The 21994-nt window shown below is 25.5% G+C and carries 23 protein-coding genes; 13 read left to right on the forward strand and 10 right to left on the reverse strand.

Going from position 1 to position 21994, the window contains the following annotated elements; all coding sequences use genetic code 11:
• The first annotated feature begins 3 nt into the window (after nt 1-3).
• Complete coding sequence (locus tag ACTTBK_RS03970; RefSeq protein WP_440618653.1) at nt 4-1812, forward strand: Rne/Rng family ribonuclease; 1809 nt, start codon at nt 4-6, stop codon at nt 1810-1812.
• On the opposite strand, the gene ACTTBK_RS03975 is transcribed toward ACTTBK_RS03970, so the two are convergent.
• Both ACTTBK_RS03975 and thiS read right to left on the reverse strand, forming a co-directional pair.
• Nucleotides 1805-2578 (reverse strand): thiazole synthase, encoded by a 774-nt coding sequence (locus ACTTBK_RS03975; RefSeq protein WP_440618654.1) that lies wholly within the window; start codon nt 2576-2578, stop codon nt 1805-1807. The two genes, ACTTBK_RS03970 and ACTTBK_RS03975, sit on opposite strands and share 8 nt — an antisense overlap.
• 1 nt (nt 2579) lies before the next feature.
• Nucleotides 2580-2789, reverse strand: a complete 210-nt coding sequence (thiS, locus tag ACTTBK_RS03980) for a sulfur carrier protein ThiS (protein WP_440618655.1) — start codon at nt 2787-2789, stop codon at nt 2580-2582.
• A gap of 16 nt (nt 2790-2805) precedes the next feature.
• On the opposite strand from thiS, the gene aroQ reads away from it, so the two are divergent.
• From aroQ to accC, 3 genes are read left to right on the forward strand one after another with little or no spacing between them, the layout of a single operon-like run.
• The gene (aroQ, locus tag ACTTBK_RS03985; RefSeq protein WP_440614626.1) at nt 2806-3246 is read left to right on the forward strand and encodes a type II 3-dehydroquinate dehydratase; all 441 of its coding nucleotides are present in this window, start codon (nt 2806-2808) and stop codon (nt 3244-3246) included.
• Nucleotides 3243-3677 (forward strand): acetyl-CoA carboxylase biotin carboxyl carrier protein, encoded by a 435-nt coding sequence (locus tag ACTTBK_RS03990; RefSeq protein WP_440618656.1) that lies wholly within the window; start codon nt 3243-3245, stop codon nt 3675-3677. The genes aroQ and ACTTBK_RS03990 overlap by 4 nt, the downstream gene beginning before the upstream one ends.
• Nucleotides 3678-3680: 3 nt before the next feature.
• Nucleotides 3681-5018: an acetyl-CoA carboxylase biotin carboxylase subunit gene (gene accC / locus ACTTBK_RS03995; RefSeq protein ID WP_075506549.1), complete on the forward strand. Its 1338-nt coding sequence runs from the start codon at nt 3681-3683 to the stop codon at nt 5016-5018.
• Here accC and ACTTBK_RS04000 read toward each other — a convergent pair.
• The gene (locus tag ACTTBK_RS04000; RefSeq protein WP_440618657.1) at nt 5015-5416 is read right to left on the reverse strand and encodes a DUF2155 domain-containing protein; all 402 of its coding nucleotides are present in this window, start codon (nt 5414-5416) and stop codon (nt 5015-5017) included. The two genes, accC and ACTTBK_RS04000, sit on opposite strands and share 4 nt — an antisense overlap.
• Nucleotides 5379-5738: an NADH-ubiquinone oxidoreductase subunit NDUFA12 family protein gene (locus tag ACTTBK_RS04005; RefSeq protein WP_075506547.1), complete on the reverse strand. Its 360-nt coding sequence runs from the start codon at nt 5736-5738 to the stop codon at nt 5379-5381. Before ACTTBK_RS04005 ends, ACTTBK_RS04000 begins: the two co-directional genes overlap by 38 nt.
• 114 nt (nt 5739-5852) lie before the next feature.
• On the opposite strand from ACTTBK_RS04005, the gene ACTTBK_RS04010 reads away from it, so the two are divergent.
• Complete coding sequence (locus ACTTBK_RS04010; protein ID WP_440618658.1) at nt 5853-6668, forward strand: TSCPD domain-containing protein; 816 nt, start codon at nt 5853-5855, stop codon at nt 6666-6668.
• Nucleotides 6669-6670: 2 nt separating this feature from the next.
• Here the strand turns inward: ACTTBK_RS04010 and aspS are convergent, their stop codons facing one another.
• From aspS to ACTTBK_RS04025, 3 genes are read right to left on the reverse strand one after another with little or no spacing between them, the layout of a single operon-like run.
• Nucleotides 6671-8455, reverse strand: coding sequence for an aspartate--tRNA ligase (gene aspS, locus ACTTBK_RS04015; RefSeq protein WP_440618659.1), 1785 nt, complete (start codon nt 8453-8455; stop codon nt 6671-6673).
• Nucleotides 8456-9118, reverse strand: coding sequence for a DNA replication protein (locus tag ACTTBK_RS04020; protein ID WP_440618660.1), 663 nt, complete (start codon nt 9116-9118; stop codon nt 8456-8458).
• Nucleotides 9115-10194: a hypothetical protein gene (locus ACTTBK_RS04025; protein WP_440618661.1), complete on the reverse strand. Its 1080-nt coding sequence runs from the start codon at nt 10192-10194 to the stop codon at nt 9115-9117. The genes ACTTBK_RS04020 and ACTTBK_RS04025 overlap by 4 nt, the downstream gene beginning before the upstream one ends.
• An 11-nt stretch (nt 10195-10205) precedes the next feature.
• On the opposite strand from ACTTBK_RS04025, the gene purM reads away from it, so the two are divergent.
• Nucleotides 10206-11237, forward strand: a complete 1032-nt coding sequence (purM, locus tag ACTTBK_RS04030) for a phosphoribosylformylglycinamidine cyclo-ligase (protein ID WP_440618662.1) — start codon at nt 10206-10208, stop codon at nt 11235-11237.
• The gene (purN, locus tag ACTTBK_RS04035) at nt 11212-11793 is read left to right on the forward strand and encodes a phosphoribosylglycinamide formyltransferase (RefSeq protein WP_440618663.1); all 582 of its coding nucleotides are present in this window, start codon (nt 11212-11214) and stop codon (nt 11791-11793) included. Before purM ends, purN begins: the two co-directional genes overlap by 26 nt.
• Here purN and ndk read toward each other — a convergent pair.
• On the reverse strand, nt 11783-12184 hold the full coding sequence (ndk, locus tag ACTTBK_RS04040) for a nucleoside-diphosphate kinase (RefSeq protein WP_440619479.1): 402 nt from the start codon (nt 12182-12184) through the stop codon (nt 11783-11785). The genes purN and ndk overlap by 11 nt on opposite strands.
• A 1-nt stretch (nt 12185) precedes the next feature.
• Nucleotides 12186-13640 (reverse strand): leucyl aminopeptidase, encoded by a 1455-nt coding sequence (locus ACTTBK_RS04045; RefSeq protein WP_440618664.1) that lies wholly within the window; start codon nt 13638-13640, stop codon nt 12186-12188.
• 61 nt (nt 13641-13701) lie between these two features.
• On the opposite strand from ACTTBK_RS04045, the gene ACTTBK_RS04050 reads away from it, so the two are divergent.
• The 6 genes from ACTTBK_RS04050 to rsmA are packed head-to-tail and all read left to right on the forward strand — an operon-like array spanning nt 13702 to nt 21367.
• Complete coding sequence (locus tag ACTTBK_RS04050; RefSeq protein WP_440618665.1) at nt 13702-14841, forward strand: LptF/LptG family permease; 1140 nt, start codon at nt 13702-13704, stop codon at nt 14839-14841.
• Nucleotides 14841-15914, forward strand: a complete 1074-nt coding sequence (locus ACTTBK_RS04055; protein WP_440618666.1) for an LptF/LptG family permease — start codon at nt 14841-14843, stop codon at nt 15912-15914. Before ACTTBK_RS04050 ends, ACTTBK_RS04055 begins: the two co-directional genes overlap by 1 nt.
• On the forward strand, nt 15904-18714 hold the full coding sequence (locus ACTTBK_RS04060; RefSeq protein ID WP_440618667.1) for an LPS-assembly protein LptD: 2811 nt from the start codon (nt 15904-15906) through the stop codon (nt 18712-18714). Before ACTTBK_RS04055 ends, ACTTBK_RS04060 begins: the two co-directional genes overlap by 11 nt.
• Nucleotides 18689-19636: a peptidylprolyl isomerase gene (locus ACTTBK_RS04065; protein ID WP_440618668.1), complete on the forward strand. Its 948-nt coding sequence runs from the start codon at nt 18689-18691 to the stop codon at nt 19634-19636. The genes ACTTBK_RS04060 and ACTTBK_RS04065 overlap by 26 nt, the downstream gene beginning before the upstream one ends.
• Complete coding sequence (locus ACTTBK_RS04070; protein WP_440618669.1) at nt 19626-20591, forward strand: 4-hydroxythreonine-4-phosphate dehydrogenase PdxA; 966 nt, start codon at nt 19626-19628, stop codon at nt 20589-20591. Before ACTTBK_RS04065 ends, ACTTBK_RS04070 begins: the two co-directional genes overlap by 11 nt.
• Nucleotides 20588-21367 carry a 16S rRNA (adenine(1518)-N(6)/adenine(1519)-N(6))-dimethyltransferase RsmA gene (gene rsmA, locus ACTTBK_RS04075; RefSeq protein WP_440618670.1) on the forward strand — a complete coding sequence of 260 codons (780 nt, stop codon included), beginning with the start codon at nt 20588-20590 and terminating at the stop codon, nt 21365-21367. Before ACTTBK_RS04070 ends, rsmA begins: the two co-directional genes overlap by 4 nt.
• On the opposite strand, the gene gmk is transcribed toward rsmA, so the two are convergent.
• Nucleotides 21362-21994 carry a guanylate kinase gene (gmk, locus tag ACTTBK_RS04080; RefSeq protein ID WP_440618671.1) on the reverse strand — a complete coding sequence of 211 codons (633 nt, stop codon included), beginning with the start codon at nt 21992-21994 and terminating at the stop codon, nt 21362-21364. The two genes, rsmA and gmk, sit on opposite strands and share 6 nt — an antisense overlap.

Here is a 21994-nt window from a genome sequence, read left to right on the forward strand (position 1 = left end):
ATTATGGAAAAAAATTTATATATCGATGCATCGCATCCAAATGAAACTAGAGTTGTTCTTAAATCAGGTGAAAATATTGAAGACTACGAGTACGAAGGTTTAAAAAACAATTTAATAAAAAATAATATATATTTAGGTAAGGTAAGCAGGATTGAACCTTCGCTCCAGGCAGCCTTTATTGACTTTGGAAGAGAAAGACATGGATTTTTATCATTTAACGATATTCAGTCAGATTACTATCAAATACCAAAAGCGGACCTAGAAAAAATAAAAGAAGAGGAAGAAAAAGCAAGAGAAGAACTTTCAAAACAAGTTGAAGCAAAAGAAGAAGAAAATATTGCTGAGGGCAAACTTGAAATAGATGATCAAATAGAAGAAAAAGTTGAAGATGTAGAATCTGATAAAGAAGAAGTAGATACAAAAGAAAATTCAGATACAGAGGAAAAAACTGAAAAAAAACCTGAAAAAAGATTCAAATTTAAAAGATACAAAATTCAAGAAGTAATCAAACCTAATCAAGTAATTCTTGTCCAAGTCATCAAAGACGAGAGAGGTCAAAAAGGTGCTGCACTAAGCACTTTTATTTCAATTGCAGGAAAATATATAGTGTTAATGCCAAACACACCTAAAGGTGGTGGAATTTCTAGAAAAATATTTAATCCTGCAGATAGAAAAAAAATTAGAACTATTTTAAATGAAATTGAAATTCCTAAAGAGATGGGTTTAATTGTAAGAACAGCAGGAAGCAACAAAACAAAAAATGAAATCAATAGTGATTTAACAACTCTTATTAATACTTGGGGACAGATAAAAGATAATGCAATTAATTCTATAGCTCCCTCTTTAATTCATCAAGAAAGCGAGATAATTAAAAGAACATTAAGAGATATGTACGATGATAGTACTAACCAAATTATTGTTGAAGGAAATGAAGGTTACAAAAAAGCCCAATCTTTTATGAAAACAATGATGCCATCAAGTGTAAAAAAAGTTAAAAAATATAGAGGAAGAACACCACTATTTATCGAGGAAAATATTGAACAAAAATTAAATCAAATTTTTGACTCAGAAATTAAACTTAAATCGGGAGGGTATTTAGTTATTAATCCTACAGAGGCACTTGTATCAATAGATATTAACTCTGGTAGCTCAATCAAAGGTAAAAATGTTGAAAGCACAGCCTTAGATACAAATATTGAAGCAGCAGAGGAAATTTCAAGACAGATAAAAATTAGAGATTTATCAGGATTAATAATTATAGACTTCATTGACATGCTTAGTTTTGGCAACCGACGTTTAGTAGAAAGAAAGCTTAAGGAAAAATGTAGATCTGATAGAGCAAGAATTCAAATTGGAAGAATAAGTAATTTTGGCCTTTTAGAAATGTCTAGACAAAGATTGAGGGAAAGTGCTGTTAAATGGAAGGTAACTTTAACAGACGAGTCTTTTGCTCAAAAATTATTAAAAATTGTTGAATTAAAGGCTGTAACTAATAAAGCAAAATTTGTTGAAGTAAAAGTCTGCGAAAAAATTTCAGATTTTCTAAAAGAAAATTTTGTTAATGATTTAACTTACTTTGAAAAAAAGAATAAAATGACAATTGATATCATCAGTGACAATAGTCTGATAATTCCAGAATATATTATAAACATTCAGAACAAATCCAAAAAAACTATTGAACTTGTTGAGCATTATGAAAAATTAAAAAACTTAGAAACCCAAAATAAAGAAGATAAGATTTCTCAAAAAAAAGAAGTTAAGAAAATTAAAAAAAATTATAAAAAAAAAAATTTTTTTAAAAAGGTTAAATAATACCCTTTAGAGGAGAGGAAGGATTTCCCATCAAGGTTTTATCTATTCTTCCTGAGTTGTATGATTGTCTTCCAGCTATAACAGCATTTTTAAATGCTAGAGCCATATCAAATGGTTTTTTTGCTTTCGCGATTGCAGTGTTTACCAATACTCCATCACAACCCAGTTCCATTGCAATTGTAGCATCTGAAGCTTGTCCAAGACCCGCATCAATAATTAATGGAAGTTTTGTTTGTTTCCTGATTATTTGAATATTAATTTTATTTTGTATTCCTAAACCTGATCCAATTGGTGCTGCTAGTGGCATTATCGCAGCAGCTCCAACATTTTCTAATCTTTTTGCCATTAATGGATCATCGTTACAATAAACCATAACTTTAAATCCCTCTTTGGTAAGAACTTCAGTGGACTCTAAAGTTTCAATCATATCTGGAAATAAATTTTGCTTATCTCCTAAAACTTCTAATTTAACTAATTTCCACCCACCTATTTCTCTTGCCAATCTCAAAGTTCTAAGAGCTTCTTTAGAATTAAAACAACCCGCTGTGTTAGGTAAATAGGTAATCTTTTTTGGATCTATATAATCCATTAACAAAGGTTTGTTCTTATCAGAAATATTTACTCTTCTAACTGCAACAGTTACTATCTCTGCTCCTGACAATTTGATAGCTTTGGCACATTCAGACATAGTTTTATACTTTCCAGTACCAACAATTAACCTAGATTTAAATTTTTTTTTAGCAATGATGAGATTATCTTTTTTCATACTACCCTCCTCCTATAAAATGAACAATCTCAATTTTGTCGTTTTGTTTTAATTTAATTTTGTAAACATTTTTTTTATCTATTATTTCTTCATTAAGTTCAATTGCTACTTTTTTCATAGGAATTTTAAGGTGTTTTATTAAATCTGAAAGTTTATATGTTTCAGAAATTGATCTGTTTTTACCATTTACTTTGATTTTTATTTTTTTCATCGTATATAAAAGCTGAATGAATAATAAAATAATTATTATTAATGGTCCAAATCTTAATCTATTAGGTGAAAGAGAACAATCACAATATGGATCAGGTAACTATGAACAACTTAAAGAAAATTGTTTAAAAAAATCAAAAGAAGTTGGGTTAGACTGTGAATTTATCCAATCAAATTTGGAGGGAGATTTAGTAAATACAATTCAAGATGCACGTAAAACTTATGATGGAATGATTATAAATGCCGCTGCATTTACACATACTTCAGTTGCAATAAGAGATGCACTTGAATTGTTCAAGAAACCAATAATTGAAATGCATATATCGAATATATATAAAAGAGAAGAATTTAGACATAAATCACTTATTAGTGGAGTTGCAACAGGTGGGATTTTTGGATTAGGCACTGAGGGATATATTTTGGCCATAATTTCATTACAAAAGCTTTTACAAAAATGAAAATAGATAAAAACATAATCAAAGAACTTAGTAATTATTTAGATGAGTTTAATTTAACTGAAATAGAGATTACTGAAAAAGATACTAAAGTTAAAGTTTCAAAAAATAATGTATCAATTAACAATCAAACAATCCCTGCGTCTGCAAGCAATGTAAATTTAACTTCTGCATCTCAATCTGCTGAGAGCGTTAAATCTGGTACAGAAATTACTTCTCCAATAATTGGAACCGCTTATCATGCGCCAGAACCTGGGGCAAAAAAATTTGTTGAAGTTGGTAAAAAAATTAAAAAAGGTGACACAATTATGATTGTTGAAGCAATGAAAACAATGAACCATGTACCTTCTACCCATGATGGTGTTGTAAAAGAGATTTGTGTTGATGATGGTCAGCCGGTTGAGTTTGGTCAAACAATTCTTATTTTAGAATAATTAATGTTCAAAAAAATTTTAATTGCAAACCGTGGAGAAATTGCAGTTAGAATTATAAGAGCATGCAAAGAATGGGGTATTGCAACTGTAGCAGTCCACTCAGATGTTGATAGAGAAAGTATGCATGTAAGAATGGCAGATGAAAGTGTCTGCATTGGTTCTCATCAACCGGCTAATAGTTATTTAAATATTCCTGCGTTAATGTCTGCAATCGAACTTACTAATGCAGATGCTGTTCATCCAGGATATGGCTTCTTATCAGAAAATGCTAACTTTGCTAAAATTTTAGAAGAAAATAAAATCAAATTTATTGGTGCATCTTCAAAACACATCGAAATGATGGGAGATAAAATTCAAGCTAAAAGAATAGCTAAAGAAAATGGTTTACCAGTTATCGAAGGATCTGAAGGTGGTGTTAGGGATATTAATGAAGCAAAAGATCTTTGTAAAAAAATTGGTTTTCCTGTTCTAATTAAAGCCTCAGGTGGAGGTGGTGGAAAAGGTATGAAAATAGTACATAAAGAGGAAGAATTTGAAACATTGTTTTCTACTGCTAAATCAGAGGCACAAAAATACTTTGGAAACGACGAGGTATATATAGAGAAATTCTTTCAAAATCCAAGACATATAGAAGTTCAAATACTCGCAGGAAAAAATAGAGTTGTGCATTTGCATGAAAGGGATTGTTCTGTTCAAAGAAGACATCAAAAACTTATTGAAGAAACCCCTAGTCCTGTTTTGAATGATGAAATTAGAAAAGATCTTTTTGAAAAAACTGTAAAAATGGTCTCTAAAATTGGGTACATGGGCGCGGGCACAGTTGAGTTTATCTATGAAGATGGAAAGTTTTATTTTCTAGAAATGAATACAAGAGTTCAAGTAGAACACCCTGTTACAGAAATGGTAACAGGAGTAGATATTATTAAAGAACAAATTTGGATAGCATTTTCTGAAGAAACTGCATTAAAACAAAGCGATATTAACCCAAGAGGTCACGCTATTGAATGCAGAATAAATGCTGAAGATGCCAGTAAAAATTTTCAACCTTCTCCAGGAGTTATAAGTATGTGTCACCAACCATCAGGATTTAGAACAAGAGTAGACGGTGCTATATTTCAAGGTTACAAAGTTACTCCATATTATGACAGTATGGTTTGTAAGTTAATTTGTCATGGACGAAATAGAACAGAAGCTATTCAAAGAATGAATAGATCTTTGGATGAATTTGTAATTGAAGGTATTACAACTACTATTCCACTTCACAAAAAATTGTTAAATCACAAAAAATTTATCAATTCAGATTTTAATGTGAGCTGGCTAGATAAAGATACTATAGTTTAATAACATTTTATTAGCCACACATCATAAATAGGATGATCAAACGGAGTTATTGAAGGGCTTGAAGAAAACATCCATCCATTAAAAACAAAAACTTCATCATTGTTTTGATTTGATAAATCTCTGACTTGAATGTAAGCAGTAATTTCTGGACTATCATCAAATTCAGAATTTTTACATTTTAAACTCTGAATTGATAAGTCTTTAAATTTTAGTAATTGACCATTTTTAAGTTTTAATGAAGTATTTTTAGAACTAATTTTATCTAAAATTTTAATTTCAGTAAAAGACCCTTCAAGTTGAATATTGGGATATGAAATAGATGTAAATAGAAAAAAGAAGATTAGTAAGTAAAGAAAAAAACTATTCTTTCCAACTAGTATATTTTTTTTTAACACCATCTTTATTTTTGTTTGGATAATATGCTTCTTCGGTACCAGTTAAATTGGATTGATGAGGTTTTTGCCATTCATATTTTTCTAGCTCGTGTTTTTTTTCTATTTTGTTTGGTGTAAAATGCATCCATGAGTACCACTCAACTGGAATTTTTGATGCATCAATAACATCAGAATATATTACCCATCTTTTTCCTTTTTTATCTTCATAATATTTGTTTCCAAACTGATCTGTACCAGCAAGTTTTCCAAAAAAAATTGTTTTTAATCTTGTTCCAAAAGTATCTTGATTCCACCAAGTGAAAATTTTTTTAAAAAGTGTCAACATGTTATTTTATTTTTTATTTCAATTAAAAATTGTAAAAATTAAATTAGACTAAAATTTGAATAAGTATATAAATTAATAGAATCTATTTTCAAACTAATTTTAAACTGAGGTGAAATGGCAAAATATCTTGTAGAAACTTATTACACTTGTACCTTTAAGGTAAATCATTACTTAGACGACATAAATGAAACAGAGCTTAAAAATCTAGAAAAAAGAGACGATGGTAAATTCGAAGTTTTAGATGTCAAATTAGACAATAGAAAAACTAAAAGTTTAGATCCAAATAACAAAAAAGTAGTTGAAAATAAAAAAATTGAAATAGTTTCAAAAAGTGCAAGTGAAAATTCTATAAGTAAAGAAACCGTCGTTCAAAACTTAAACAAGTCCTCAGAAAAAGGTGGAAAAAGATTTAGTATGCCTGACAGACGAAAAGGCTATATTCAAAAAGCTACAATTGGAGATCATAAAGTTTATCTTCATACAGGTGAATATGAAGATGGAAAAATTGGAGAAATATTTATCGACACAAGTAAAGAAGGAGAACTAGTTAAGGCATTGATGAATAACTTTGCGATAGCAGTATCTTTAGGCCTTCAATACGGAGTACCATTAGATGAATTTATAAGTGCATTCGTGGGAACAAAATTTGAACCATCAGGTAAAGTACATGGAAATGATAGAATATTGAGCGCTACCTCTATTTTAGATTATATTTTTAGAGAGTTAGCTATATCTTACCAAAATAGAGAAGATCTTGCACATACTCCTGCAATTGGTGGAAACGATACGAATGATCAAGAAAATGAAGATCAAAATCAATTATTAAAAATTGTAAAAGATATTACCAGCAAAGGGTTTGTAAGAAATAACTATAAAAAAAATCTAGTCGATTTGTCTGATGTTAAAATAAGTCTTAAAGGTAAGAAATAATTTTATTTTTTATTTTTCAAAGACAAGTTTAACTCTTTTAGCTGTTCAGGATTAACTTCAGATGGAGCGTTCATCATCAAATCTTGTGCATTTTGGTTCATTGGAAACATTGTTACTTCTCTTATATTCTTTTCATTAGCTAACAGCATAACAATTCTATCGATTCCAGGGGCAATACCCCCGTGAGGTGGAGCACCGTAACTTAATGCATTTATCATACCACTAAATTTTTCATCTACTTGCTGCTTATCATAACCAGCAATTGAGAATAACTTATACATAAGTTCGGGTTTATGATTTCTTATAGCACCAGAAGATAATTCAATGCCATTACAAACAATATCGTATTGATAAGCTAAAAGTTCTAAAGGATTTTCAAGTTCTTTTTCTGTTAAATCACCTTGTGGCATAGAAAATGGATTATGACTAAATTCAATTTTGTTAGTAACCTCATCTCTTTCAAACATTGGATAATCAACTATCCAACAAAACGCAAAAACATCATCATCTATTAAATCTAAATCTTCCGCAATTTTGTTTCTTGCCTGAGAAGTTATTTTTTCTAATTCATTTTGTTTTCCACAAGCTAGAAAAATACTGTCCCCTACTTCCGCGTTAGTTAAATTCATTATTTCTTGCAATGCTTCTTTGGTGAAAAATTTTCCTATAGGTCCTTTACCAGATAACTCAGTATCTTTTTCAAATGTAAAATAAGCTAAACCTGATGCTCCTTGTTCTTTGGCCCATTTATCAATGTTATCAAAAAAGCTTCTTGGTTTATCCTTAGTATTTTTGGTTATTATACATCTTACTCTTGAACCAGATTTCACTAACTTTTTAAATATTTCAAAAGATACATCTTCTCTTTTAAATATTTCAGTAATATCGTTTATTATAAGTGGATTTCTTAAATCAGGTTTATCACTTCCATATTTTAACATTGCTTCTTTGTAAGAAATTCTTGGAAACTTATCGTTTAATAATTTTTTATTCGAAAATGTTTTAAAAGTATTAACCATTAATTTTTCAACAACATTAAAAACATCTTCTTGTTCTACAAAAGACATTTCTAAATCTAGTTGATAAAATTCACCTGGACTTCTGTCTGCTCTTGCATCCTCATCCCTAAAGCAAGGGGCTATTTGAAAATACTTGTCAAAACCAGATACCATAATTAGTTGTTTAAATTGTTGTGGAGCTTGAGGTAACGCATAAAACTTCCCTGGATTCAATCTACTTGGAACTAAAAAATCTCTAGCACCTTCAGGACTAGAGGATGTTAGTATTGGTGTTTGGAATTCCAAAAAACCTAATTTAGTCATTTCATTTCTAATGTATGAAATAACTTTTGATCTTAAGATTATATTTTCATGTATTTTTTTTCTTCTTAAATCCAAAAATCTATATTTTAACCTTATTTCCTCAGCATATTCTTGATCACTAAAAACTGGCATCGGTAATTCTTTGCAAGAACCTAGTTCTTCGTAAGTATCAATTTTTACCTCAATTTCTCCAGTGCCTATTTCTTTGTTAATTGTATCTTCAGATCGAGCTACAACCTTACCTTCGATTTTAATTACAGTTTCTAATTGTGTTTTTTCTAAATTTGTGAAATTTTTATTATCCTTATCTATAATACATTGTATGACACCATAATTATCTCTTAAATCTATGAATAATAAGTTGCCATGATCTCGTTTTTTATTAATCCAGCCTGAAAGAAATACTTTTTTATCAACGTCTTCTTTTCTTAATTCGTTACAAGTATGTGTTCTATATTTACTCAATTAATCTCCTAAAGCTTCTTTAATAATTTTAAAATCGATTGGTTTTTTCTTTTTTAAACTAATTTCGTCGATCTTATATATGAATTCAGATATTTTGCCATAGGATCTATCTATTCTTTTTATAATGAAATCTATTAATTTCTTATCAATTGATATCTGACGATCAGAAAGATTTTTTAATATTAGCGCATATAATAAATCATCCTCTGGTTTATCAATCTTTGATAAAATAAAATTTTTAGCTCTAGAATTTAAATCACTTAATTCAAAGGAGTAATCAACTATGGGTTTGGTTGAAGTAACAATTAAGTATTTGTTGTCTTGCTCAATATTGTTCAAAAAAGTAAATAATAACTTTTCATCAATATTTTTATTTAAATCTTCAATAATTATGTTTTCATAGATTTTAATTTTTTTTAAATATTCATTACTAATATCAGCTGCGTTTATTTTAATACCCTTAAATTTATGCAAAAAAATATTAATTAAATGAGATTTTCCAGAAAATTTTTCGCCAATTAAATTTATAAAATTTTTTTCCCATTTAGGCCAACTATTCAATAATAAAAATGAAAATTCATTAGATTTTGAAACATAAAAGTCTTGATCTTTGAAATTTTGATCATGTTCAAATTTTAAAATTTCTTGATTTAAAGATTTCATTCTAATACCCAAATTTTATTTTTAATTTCAAAAAAATAATCATAATCCTTCATCACATTTAAGAACTGATCTCGGGTTCCATTAAAGATTATTTTATAAATGTTTTTTTTATTATCAAATTTAAATATATTATAATTATTTACCAGATCTATGTTTGAAAGTGTTTCTTCAAACTGATCAATTTTAATTATATTGCTATTATCGACTAATATAGTCAGATCCAATTTAATTGATGTATTTATTATGTTTTTTAATTTCCAATAATCTTCAAAAACTGTTTTTTGTTTATCTATAAATTTTTTTAAATCTTCTAAATTTTCTAAATTTATATTTTTGAATTTAAAATTTTTTAAATCTTGGTTCTTGTTAAATACTATTTTATTAAGTACTCGTATTTCTTGATTATTTTTAAAAACAATCATTATAATAAAATCTTCAAAATTATATTTTTTTGAAATTTCTCTAAAATCAAAATCTTCTAAATTGTTAATATTTTTTTTAATTAAATTATAATCATCGATATCGTCGTTTGGTAAAATGTAATTTAGTTGATGATATTTTTCTTTTTTAAAATTCCAATTTTTAAATAATTGACTTTCTGAAAAAAGAAATATATCATTTTTTATTTCATCTACTTCTATTGGAAAAAAAATTAAATCTTTTTGAATAATAGATGAAGGAAGTATATTTTTTTTTTCTAATAATTTAAAAAAACTTTTTTTATTAAATTCTACATTTAAGGTAATATTATATATTTCATCAATAAAACTTTCTTGAACAATCGAAAATGTTTCAACTAAACTTTTAACTTCTTTGGTTGAAGAATTTTGAAGTTTTTTTTGATCTTTGCTTTGAGTAATAGTAAAAATAAGTTCTTCATATGCTTCAACAAAGCCTTGATTTATTATCTTATTTTTATCAAATGAAGAATTAAATGGAGATGAAATCTTGATTTCTTTTATAGAAAATGTTTTTGCAACACTATTTTCTGTGGAAAAAAAAATATTTATTAAAGCAAGAAATAGAAAAAGATTATATAAACTCTTCTGTTTAATTAATTTTGAAAAACACCTCATATAATATTGTAATGAATAATAAAAATTTTACCTATAAAAAAAGTGGTGTTAACATTAAAGCCGCTGATAAGTTTGTAAATTTCATTTCATCAGTATCATCAAAAAAAAGGGGCAAAAAAAAGTTTTCTAATATCGGGGGCTTTGGTTCTATTTCAAATATTCCAAACAACATAAAGCAACCTCAAATAGTTGCTTGTACAGATGGTGTTGGGACTAAAATTGAAATAGCTAATTCTTTAAATAAATTTGATACAATTGGTATTGACCTTGTAGCAATGAGTGTGAACGATTTAATTGTTCAAGGTGCAAAACCGTTGCTTTTTTTAGATTACATTTCAATAAACAAGATTAATTTAATTAAACTTAAATCAATCATTAAAGGAATAGTTAAGGGCTGTAAACTATCAGATTGTGAACTTGTAGGTGGAGAAACAGCAGAGATGCCTGGCACTTATTCAAAAGGTAAATTTGACATAGCAGGTTTTGCTGTTGGTATTGTTGGTAAGAATAAAATCTTAAATAAAAATAAAATCAAAAAAAATAATTTAATATTAGCAATTCCTTCTAGCGGATTACATTCAAATGGTTTCTCACTTGTAAGGTATTTAATAAATAAAAAAAAAATTAATATAAATAAAAACAAATTTTTAAAATCAGAACTTTTGAAACCAACAAAAATATATGTGAAAGAAATAATCAACATAATTTCAAAAAATCTTATTAATGGTTGTGCAAATATTACAGGAGGAGGACTTGCGGATAATATCAAAAGAATTATTCCTGATAACATGGTAGCAGATATTGATTTAAACAAAATTAAAACTTTAAAAATATTTAATTGGCTTAAAAAAAATGGAATATCAGAAAATGAAATGTTGAAAACATTTAACTGTGGTGTTGGTTTTTGTTTAATTATCAACAAAAAAAACTTAAAAAAAGTTCAAAGTTATTTTCCTAAAGATTACAAACCATATGTAATTGGAAAAATTATTAATGGAAAAAATAAAGTGAAATTAAATGGTTCTATCAATTGGAACAAATAAAATAAAAACTGCAATATTTATCTCTGGAACAGGTAGTAATTTAAAATCACTAATTAAGTTTTCTAAATTAAAGAAATCACCTATTTCTATAAACCTAATAATTACTAACAATAAGTTAGCCAAAGGTTTAAAATATGGAATTATTTTTAAAATTCAAAAAAAAATAATTAATTTCAAAAATAAAGATATTGCTGAAAAAAAAATACTTAAAGAACTAAAAAAAAATAAAATTGAATTAATTTGCTTAGCAGGATTTATGAAAATACTTTCTAAAAATTTTATTAAAAATTTTAAAGGTAAAATTTTAAATATTCACCCTTCATTATTACCAAAATACAAAGGATTAAATACCCACCAAAGAGCTATAGAAAACAAAGATAAATACTCAGGATGCACTGTACATTTTGTTGATGCAAAATTAGATTCTGGAAAAATAATTCTTCAAAAAAGAGTTAATATATATAAAAAAGACACTCCAGATAGTCTTGAAAAAAAAATTTTAGCTCAAGAGCATAAATTATATCCCAAAGCTATTTTGAAAATCTTTAGTCTTTAAAAAAGAAATCAACTTCAATTTTAGCATTTTCCACACTGTCAGATCCATGCACAGAGTTTTTATCAATTGAAATTCCGTATTTCTTTCTAATTGTGCCTTCTTCAGCATCTTTGGGATTTGTTGCACCCATTAATTCTCTATTTCCTAACACTGCGTTTTCTTTTTCAAGTACCATCACTACTATAGGGCCTGAAGAGAGGTATTCACACAAATCATTGTAAAATGGTTTTGTTTCATGAACTTTATAAAAATTTTCAGCTTCAGATTTTTCAATTTGAATTTTTTTTTCTTTTAAAATTGAAAAACCATTATTTTTAAACATTTCTTTAATCTCGTTTTCAAGATTTCTCTCAACAGCATCAGGTTTTATTATCGATAAAGTTTGTTCAATGTTACTCATAATTATCCTCTATTAGTTTGTTTAATAATCTTACACCATAACCAGTTGCTCCACCTGAATTTAATGCGCCACCATATTTAGAAAAAGCCATACCAGCAATATCTAAGTGGGCCCAAGGTGTTTTATTTAATATAAATCTTTGCAAAAACTGAGCTGCGGTTGTTGAACCTGCCCCACCAACATAATTAATATTTTGCATATCAGCATTTTTTGAGTCAATTAATTTATCAAAATTTTTATTTAAGGGCATCCTCCAAACTTTTTCCTCAACATTTTCTCCAGCATCAATTAATTGTTTTGATAATTTATCGTCATTTGAAAATAAACCTGCGTACTCAGATCCCAGCGAAACAATAATCGCACCAGTAAGAGTTGCTAGATCAACAATAAATTTAGGTTTGAATTTTTCTTCTGTGTAAGTAAGTGCATCTGCAAGCACTAATCTTCCTTCAGCATCGGTGTTCAGGATTTCAACAGTTTTTCCACTGTAAGATTTCACAATATCCCCTGGACGTTGAGCATTTCCACCAGGCATATTTTCAACTAAACCAACTACACCTACAGCATTAATTTTTGCTTTTCTAAGTGCTAAACTTTTCATTAAACCTACCACAACTGCTGAACCAGCCATATCATAGGTCATATCTTCCATAAACTTTGCTGGTTTTAAAGAAATTCCTCCAGTATCAAAACATACTCCTTTTCCAACAAATGCTAAAGGTTTTGATTTATCTTTCAAGCCTTTCCATTCTATAGTAACCAAATAGGAACCTCTTATACTCCCTTGACCAACACCCAATAAAGTATTCATGCCTAATTTTTTTAATTTTTTTTCATCATAAACAGTAATTTTCAAACCAAACTTAGATAAAGATTTTAACCGTTTTGCATATTCATCAGGATGCAAAACATTACCAGGTTCAGAAACTAAATCTCTTGCATAGAAAGTTCCTTCTTCTATAGCTTGAAATATATTTTGATCTTTATTGGAAGGTATATTTTTTCCAAAAACATTAATAGTAATGTTGTTTTTATTTTTTTTTGTTTTGTATTTATCAAATACATAAGATTTTAGTTTTAAACCATGTAAAAAATGACCTACAACATTTTTAATTTTTATTGATGCTATATCAGAGCAAATATAAAATTCTTTACGTTTAAGTTCCTTGCTATAAGTAAAAAACTTAGCTCCTAAATTTTCTATCTGAGAAATATTAATATTTTTTTTTAATGAAATTAAAAAAATTTTTTTATTAGATGAAATGTCGAAACTAAGTATATCTTTTGATAAATCATGAGAGCTCAAAATATCTCCAATAAAAATAATATCTTTACTTGTGAAAAATTTGCTTAATGTAGATATGTTGTACTTTTCATCTACAAAAAATACTAAGTTAGTAGCCTTAAATTTCGATATATTTTTTTTATAACTAATAACAACTGACATAAATTTCTAATACACTCTGCTAGAGATGAATGCTATATATGGATAAAAATACAACATTTCAATGAAAAAAATTCTTTATAAAAAAATATTATCTGATTATTTAATTTTTTTTTTAATTTCAATACTAAGCACCTCAATAATAATATGGGTTTTTCAGGCTGTTAATTATTTGGATATAATGATTGAAGATGGGAGGAGTTACTTGGTGTATATAAAATTTTCACTCTTAAGCCTTCCAAAAATTTTCAGCAAAATATTACCATTTATGCTATTTTTTAGCGTCTATTACATTACTCTCAGATATGAAATCAACAATGAATTGTTGATTATGTGGAATTTTGGAGTGCATAAGATACAGATAATTAATTATTTTTTCGCAGTTTCAATTATATTAATGATTGTCCAAATTATTTTTACAACGCTGATTGTTCCTAAGGGTCAAGATTTAGCAAGATCATTTTTGAGAACATCTCAAGTAAATTTTTTAGATAATTTTATTAAACCCCAAAAATTTATCGATACGATTAAAGGAGTAACTATTTATACAGAAAAAAAATATAAGAATGGTGATTTCAAAAATATATATTTAAAAAGAGGAATAGGAAATAATTATCAAATAACTTATGCCAAAAGGGGAAAATTTGAATATATAAACAACAAGCCGGAATTAATTTTATTTGATGGTGCAACAATTACTTTAAAGGATAAAGAGCTCACCAATTTTTCTTTTTCTAAATCAAACTTTTCGCTTCAAAACTTTGAAACTAATACTACAACTTATATAAAAACCCAGGAGCTATCATCGTTAAAAATTATTAAATGCCTTTTGTATTATTATAAACTCGATGTTAAAAATTTTTTAATAAAAAGTAAATCAATTGAAAATTGCAGATTGGGTAATATGAACAATATTTTAAAAGAATTATACAAGCGATTTATTGTTCCTTTTTACATTCCTTTACTAAGTTTAGTCCCTTTTTTATTAATACTAACTTCAAAAGAGAACCCTAACTATCAAAATTATAAAATTGGAACTTTTTTAGTTGGACTTTTATTATTAATATCATCAGAAACTACAATTAGATTAATATCAGATAAAATTATTTTAAATCTAATTATAATATCATTACCTGTTTTAATTCTTTTGATATTCTATTTATTTTTGTCATCTAAATTTAAAAAAAAAATTAGAGTTATATAATGAAAGTTTATATAAAATTTATTAGTTCAATATTTTGTAAATCATTTATTTTTGTATTTTTTGTATCTCTAAGTTTAGTGACAATATTAAATTTACTGACTGAAATAGAATTTTTTAAAAATGAGCAAGTCAGTATTAGCTTTACTTTATTTTTATCATTTTTAAATTCTCCAGCTTTAATTTTTGAAATGTTTCCATTTATACTTTTAGTATCAGTGCAAATGCTGTTTGTTAAATTATATGAAAATAAAGAATTGGATATATTTAAGTATACCGGTCTTACAAACTCGAAAATATTGCTAGTAATTAGTACAATTTCATTGATAACTGGAATAATTATAATTTCAATTTATTACAATTTGTCATCTAATTTAAAAAATTTATATTTAGAATTAAAATCTGATTATGCGGATGATGGTAAGTATCTTGCAGTTGTGACAAATAATGGATTGTGGATAAAAGATAAAATTGATGGCAAGATAATTATTACCAACTCATCATCAATAGATAAAAATTTTTTGCTAAATAATTTTATTACTGAATTCGATGAAAATTTTAAAGTTTTGAGAAATATTAAAAGTGAAAAAATTGATATTACCTATAATAAATGGAACATTATTTCCCCACGAATTTATTTTCAAAATAACTATAAAGAAGAAGACAGTCTAATAATAAATACAAACTTTAATTTAGAAAGAATTAAAACTCTTTATTCAAATTTATCAGCATTGAACCTTTATGAACTTTATAAATTAAGAAAAAACTATGAAACCCTAAATTATTCATTAATTGATATAGATTTACATATATTGAAACTTTGTAGTATGCCAATCTTCTTATTGTTAATTTCTATGTTTGCTTCTTTGATTATGTTCAGAATTAAAGAATTTAAGAGCACAACATTTAAAATATCACTAGGGTTATTTTGCTCAGTAATAATTTATTATTTTAATAATTTTTCATTTGTATTAGGAAAAACCGAAAAAATACACCTTATTTTAGCAGTTTTTTCTCCAATATTAATATTAACAATTATAAATTTTTTGATGATAAATAAAATAAATGAAAAGTAAAAATTTTATAATTTTATTTATTTTTTTAATATTTTTTTTTGCTAACAAATCCTTTGCAAAAGATAATTTTACATTTGATGTCAAAGAAATACAAATCCTCGAAAATGGAAATAAATTTTTAGGGTTAAATAAAGGTAGGGTAATATCTGATAGCGGTGTAATTATTGATGCAGATAGATTCGAATATAATAAAAATTTAAATAAACTCAAAGCATCTGGAAATGTTAAGGTTAATGACACTATAAATAAATATTTAATTTTTTCAGAGGAAATACTTTATGATAAAAATTCTGAAATAATTTTTACAATAGAAAGTTCTAAAGCTATTAGTATTGATGATGATGTTGTTATTACCTCAAAAAATTTTAAATATAATAAAAAATTAAATATAATTGCAGCAAATCAAAATGTGTTAGTTAAAGATAAAGGAAAAGAAATAGAGATTTATACTGATTTTGCAGAATTTTTAAAAACAAATCAGCAAATAAAAACCAAAGGTAATTCCAAGGCAATAAATTTAAAAGATAATTCTCAAATTATCTCTGAAATTTTTAATTACGATATTAAAAACGATATTATTCAAGCTGAGAATAATGTGAAAATTCAAAATAAACTTAATAATTATATCATTAATTCAAATTTTGTTACATATGAAATTAAGAATGAGAAAATTTATACAAAAGGTAAAACAACAGCACTGATAAACTCTAAATATAACCTAGAGTCTGAGGATTTATCTTTTGCAAAAAATTCTATGGAGATTAGTTCTAATAAAAAATCAATCATTTTTGATAAATTAAATTTATATAATTTGGGAAAATTTAAATACAATCTTAATAAAAAAGAGCTTAAAGCAAAAAAAATAATTATTACTACGAATTTTAATTTACCTGAAAGTGACAAATTTTATTTTGAAAATGGAATTATAAATTTAAATACACAAAATTTCATAGCAAATGATACTAGAATTGAAATTCATAAAAATATATTTGGAAATGAAAATAATGACCCAAGATTACTTGGAATATCTGCAGTTAAAAAAGATAAAATAATTAAAGTTAATAAAGGAATATTTACTAACTGCAAAAAAACTGACGACTGTCCACCATGGGCGATTCAAGCAAGTGAAATTAAACATGATAAAAATAAAAAACAATTAATCTATAATGATGCAGTCTTAAAAGTTTATGATGTTCCTGTTATGTATTTTCCTAAATTTTTTCATCCAGATCCGTCAGTTAAAAGACAGAGTGGCTTTTTAAAACCCCAAATAAACAGTTCAAACGACTTGGGTGATTCAATTCACATACCATATTTTCATGTAATATCTAAAAATAAAGATATCACACTTAAGCCTACTATTTTTAATAATGATATAAAAATGTTTCAAAATGAATATCGACAAAAAAATGAAAGCTCTTCTCTAATTGCTGACTTCAGTTTTGCTACTGGATACAAATCAAAATTAGATAAAAAAGAAAAAAGCTTGTCACATTTGTTCGCTAAATTTTACTCAAATCTGAAAATGAAAGACTTTATTAGAAGTGATTTGAATATTTCTTTGCAAAAAGTAACAAATGATACATACCTAAAAGTTTTTGACACAAATTTACCAGACACTCAACTTAAACCTGAATCTCAGAGTAATTTGTCAAATGAAATTGATTTAACACTAAGCCATGATGATTTTTATTTTAAAATAGGATCTAAGGCTTTTGAAGATTTAAATAAGTCTAATAATGATAGATACCAATATATTCTGCCATACTATGATTTTACAAAGAATTTAAACATAAATTTACTAGATGGAGAGATGTCTTTTGCATCTACAGGATCTAATGATTACAAAAATACAAATAAAGTAAAATCATCAGTTATTAATGATTTTAAGTTTGACAGTAATGACTATGTAACAAAATTTGGTTTTATCAATAATTTCAATATAAATTTAAAAAACACAAATTCTCTGGGTAAAAATGACGAAAATTATAAATCGAGTCCCCAAATTGAATTAATGAGTCTTTACGAATTTACATCAGAACGACCAATGCAAAAAATACAAAATAATTTCAAAAATATTTTAAAACCAAAAATTTCTTTTAGATTCAACCCAAGTGATATGAAAAATTATTCTACATCCACAAAAACTGTAAACGTGGATAATATTTTTAACATCGATAGATTTGGATTTGAAGATTCTTTTGAAAAAGGTAAATCATTGACACTGGGAATTGATTTTAAAAAAGAAAGATTAAACGATATTAATAAGTATTTTGAATTTAAACTTGCAAGTGTATTTAGAGATAAAGAAGAAAATTTTATACCAAACAGTTCAAGTTTAAATAAAAAACAGTCTAATTTATTTGGATCATTAGAAAGTCAACTATCAGAAAATGTTACAATTGATTATGACTTTAGAATAGATAATAACTATGATAAATTTGAATATAATTCAATTAACACAATATTTAAAATAAGTGATTTTGAAACTAATTTCAACTTTGTAAAAGAAGATGGAATTACAGGTGACGAAAACTTTTTTGAAAATACAACAAGTTATAGATTTAATAATAATAATTATTTTTCATTTAGTACTAGGAGAAATAGAAAAATTAATTTAACTGAATTTTATGATTTGATGTATGAATATAAAAATGATTGTTTAACTGCTAGTATAAAATATAAGAAAAAATACTACTCAGATCGAGATCTTAAGCCAAGTGAAAATTTGCTATTTAGTTTAACTCTGTTTCCATTTACAACTTATGAACATAATGAAACTAGTATATTTAAAAACTAAATCCACATTTAAATACTTATTATTAATTTTATTCATATTTGTAATTTTAAATAAGCAAGCAAAAACTTTAGAAAATAAAATATTGATTAAAGTTAACAATGAAATTATTACCACCTTAGACATATCAAATGAAATTGCTTATCTCGCAATTTTAAATAAAGAATTATTAAAATTAGAAAAAAATCAAATCATTGAAATAGCAAAAAATAATTTAATTAGAAATAAAATCAAAAAAAAAGAGTTATTGAAATATACTAATGAAATTAAAATTGATAAAAATTATCTTAAAAAACTTGTTGAGGATACTTATAAGCCTATAGGTTTTAAAGAAACAAATGAATTCATTCTATTTTTAGAAAAGAATGGTATTAACTTAAAATATATTGAGAATAAAATAACTATCAATGAAAATTGGAGACAATTTGTATATCTTAAATATAAAAACCAGATTAAAATTAACAAAGAGCAAGTTATTCAAGATGTTACTAATGAAAAAAATAAATATTTCCAGTTATCGGAAATTTTATTTGATTTAAATAATAGCAATTTAGAAAAGAAATTTAATTTAATTTCTGAAAATATTAAATTAAATGGTTTTAAAAACACAGCATTACTATTCAGCGTATCAGATTCGTCAGATCAAGGTGGAGAATTAGGGTGGATTAGTGGCAAATCAATATCTAAAAATATATTAAATGAATTAAATAATATTAAAGTGGGTGATTTTACAAATCCCATAAGAACACCTGGAGGATTTTTGATTTTAAAAATAAATGATATTAAAGAAGAAATTAAAAAAGAAGATAATATAAATAATGAAGTTGATAAAATAATTAATCTTAAAATTAACAATCAATTAAAACAATTTTCAAATTTATATCTTAAAAAACTAGAAAAAGATTCTATCATAAATGAACTTTGAACCAATAATTGTTGTAAGTGGAGAACCAAATAGTATTTTCTTGGAAATTTTTTTTAAATCTTTAAAGAAAATTAATATAAAAAGTCCAATTATTTTAATTGCATCTTTAAATTTAGTTAAAAAAGAAATGAAAAAATTAAAATATAATTTTATTTTAAATGAAATAAAAACAACAGATATTGGAAAAACTAATCTCAACAATAAAAAAATAAATATTATAAATATTAATTTAAATAATTCTAAAAAATTTAATAAAATATCGCAACAGTCAAATGAGTATATTAAAAATTGCTTCAGTGTTGGGTTGTCCATTTTAAAAAAATATAAATTAAATAAATTTATTAATGGACCAATTAATAAAAAAAAATTTTTAAAAAAAAAATATTTAGGAATTACAGAATATATTTCAAAAAAATTTAAAATTAATAATTATGCAATGTTGATTTATAATAAAAATTTATCTGTATGCCCAATTACAACTCATGAACCATTAAAAAATGTGGCCAAACAAATAAATCAGAAACTAGTTATTAAAAAAATTAAACTATTAAATAAATTTTATGTCACAAAAATAAAAAAAAAACCCAAAATTGCAGTATTAGGACTCAATCCTCATTGCGAAAGTAATGATAAATACAACGAGGATGAAATGATTTTAAAACCAGCTATTTTAAAACTTAAAAATAAAAATTTTTTAATCGAGGGTCCAATTTCTGCTGATACAATTTTCTTAAAAAAAAATCGAGTAAAATTTGATATTATTGTTGGCATGTACCACGATCAAGTTTTAACACCAATTAAAACTATATATGAATATGATGCAATAAATATTACTGTTGGATTACCATTTTTAAGAATATCTCCAGATCATGGTCCAAATGAAAAAATGGTTGGAAAAAATATATCAAATCCTTTGAGCTTGATTCAAGCATTTAAATTTTTGGATAAAAATTGATTAGGGCAAAAAAAAGTTTAGGCCAAAATTTTTTGATTGATAAACAAATTCTTGAAAAAATAGTTAATTGTGTCGAAATAAAAAATAAAACTGTTTTAGAAATTGGGCCAGGAACTGGAAATCTCACTAAATATATTTTGAATAAAAATCCTAAAAAATTAACTGTAATTGAAAAAGATAATATTTTAGCAATTAATTTGAAAAGACTATTTAATACAAAAATAAACATAATTAATAATGATATTTTGAATATAGATGAAAAATTATTATTTAATGAAAAAATAACAGTCTTTGGAAATTTACCTTATAACATTTCTACTGAAATCCTCAGTAAATGGATAATAAATTTAAAAAATGATTTTTGGTTTGAAAATCTGGTATTAATGTTTCAAAAAGAAGTAGCCGATAGAATAATAGCTAACTACAACAATTCAAATTATGGAAGACTATCAATTTTAGCAAATTGGAAACTAATTATTAAAAAAATATGTGATATTAAACCTAACTCATTTATGCCAAAGCCAAAGATAGATAGTAGTCTACTTTTTTTTACTCCAAGAAAAGATTTTTATAAAATAAATAATCCAAAAAATTTAGAAAAAATAACTAGAGTTTTTTTTAGCAACAGAAGAAAAATGATTAAAAAACCTTTTAATCAAATCTTTAATGGTGATCCTAGGATATTGGAAAAAATTAATATTGATTTAAATTTAAGACCCCAAAATTTAAATTTTGAAACTTATTACAAACTTACAGAAGAATATGAAAATTTATGATGTTAGTTTTTCAACATGATTTCTCACAAAATTTAAGTCATAGTCTTTGGATCCATCATTTAACTCTGCCTCTATAAGATTGTCAATTTTGTTATAACATTTCTCTATTTCGTCATTTATGATTACATAATCATAATTTATCCAATGCAAAACATCTCTTTCAAACTGTTTCATTCTTTCTTCAACAATCAACTTATCTCTCATATCTCTGTTAGATAATCTTTGAAATAATACTTTTTTACTTGGAGGTAAGATAAAAAATGAAATTAACTTAAAATCTAGTTTTTTATTTTTTATTTGATCTGCACCTTGCCAGTCAATATCAAATAATACATTCTTACCTTTGTTTAAATTATCAATAACTGGTGTCCTTGTTGTTCCATAAAAATTATTAAATACTTTTGCGTATTCTAGAAATTCCTCATTCTTAATTAACCTTTTGAATTCATTGTCATTTACAAAATAATAATCTTTATTATTAATTTCCCCTGGACGAGGATTTCTAGTTGTATGTGAGATAGAAATTACGTAGTTATTTTTTTTTGATAATAAATTTACTAGTGTAGTTTTACCCGCTCCAGAAGGAGAGGAAAGTATTATCATTACCCCATCTTTATCTGAGGGCAT

The organism is Candidatus Pelagibacter sp. HIMB1493 (assembly GCF_052047995.1).
Taxonomy (GTDB): Bacteria; Pseudomonadota; Alphaproteobacteria; order Pelagibacterales; family Pelagibacteraceae; genus Pelagibacter.

What these genes read in the sequence shown, in the direction of transcription:
- ACTTBK_RS04045 (WP_440618664.1), bottom strand. Translation starts at nt 13,640, where the DNA reads ATGTCAGTTGTTATTAGTTATAAAAAAAATATATCGAAATTTAAGGCT.
- ACTTBK_RS04000 (WP_440618657.1), bottom strand. Translation starts at nt 5,416, where the DNA reads ATGGTGTTAAAAAAAAATATACTAGTTGGAAAGAATAGTTTTTTTCTT.
- thiS (WP_440618655.1), bottom strand. Translation starts at nt 2,789, where the DNA reads ATGAAAAAAATAAAAATCAAAGTAAATGGTAAAAACAGATCAATTTCT.
- ACTTBK_RS04020 (WP_440618660.1), bottom strand. Translation starts at nt 9,118, where the DNA reads ATGAAATCTTTAAATCAAGAAATTTTAAAATTTGAACATGATCAAAAT.
- ACTTBK_RS04060 (WP_440618667.1), top strand. Translation starts at nt 15,904, where the DNA reads ATGAAAAGTAAAAATTTTATAATTTTATTTATTTTTTTAATATTTTTT.
- ACTTBK_RS04050 (WP_440618665.1), top strand. Translation starts at nt 13,702, where the DNA reads ATGAAAAAAATTCTTTATAAAAAAATATTATCTGATTATTTAATTTTT.
- ACTTBK_RS04005 (WP_075506547.1), bottom strand. Translation starts at nt 5,738, where the DNA reads ATGTTGACACTTTTTAAAAAAATTTTCACTTGGTGGAATCAAGATACT.
- ACTTBK_RS03970 (WP_440618653.1), top strand. Translation starts at nt 4, where the DNA reads ATGGAAAAAAATTTATATATCGATGCATCGCATCCAAATGAAACTAGA.
- ACTTBK_RS04070 (WP_440618669.1), top strand. Translation starts at nt 19,626, where the DNA reads ATGAACTTTGAACCAATAATTGTTGTAAGTGGAGAACCAAATAGTATT.
- ACTTBK_RS04055 (WP_440618666.1), top strand. Translation starts at nt 14,841, where the DNA reads ATGAAAGTTTATATAAAATTTATTAGTTCAATATTTTGTAAATCATTT.
- ACTTBK_RS03990 (WP_440618656.1), top strand. Translation starts at nt 3,243, where the DNA reads ATGAAAATAGATAAAAACATAATCAAAGAACTTAGTAATTATTTAGAT.
- gmk (WP_440618671.1), bottom strand. Translation starts at nt 21,994, where the DNA reads ATGCCCTCAGATAAAGATGGGGTAATGATAATACTTTCCTCTCCTTCT.
- ACTTBK_RS04025 (WP_440618661.1), bottom strand. Translation starts at nt 10,194, where the DNA reads ATGAGGTGTTTTTCAAAATTAATTAAACAGAAGAGTTTATATAATCTT.
- aroQ (WP_440614626.1), top strand. Translation starts at nt 2,806, where the DNA reads ATGAATAATAAAATAATTATTATTAATGGTCCAAATCTTAATCTATTA.
- accC (WP_075506549.1), top strand. Translation starts at nt 3,681, where the DNA reads ATGTTCAAAAAAATTTTAATTGCAAACCGTGGAGAAATTGCAGTTAGA.
- ACTTBK_RS03975 (WP_440618654.1), bottom strand. Translation starts at nt 2,578, where the DNA reads ATGAAAAAAGATAATCTCATCATTGCTAAAAAAAAATTTAAATCTAGG.
- purN (WP_440618663.1), top strand. Translation starts at nt 11,212, where the DNA reads ATGGTTCTATCAATTGGAACAAATAAAATAAAAACTGCAATATTTATC.
- ACTTBK_RS04010 (WP_440618658.1), top strand. Translation starts at nt 5,853, where the DNA reads ATGGCAAAATATCTTGTAGAAACTTATTACACTTGTACCTTTAAGGTA.
- ACTTBK_RS04065 (WP_440618668.1), top strand. Translation starts at nt 18,689, where the DNA reads ATGAAACTAGTATATTTAAAAACTAAATCCACATTTAAATACTTATTA.
- purM (WP_440618662.1), top strand. Translation starts at nt 10,206, where the DNA reads ATGAATAATAAAAATTTTACCTATAAAAAAAGTGGTGTTAACATTAAA.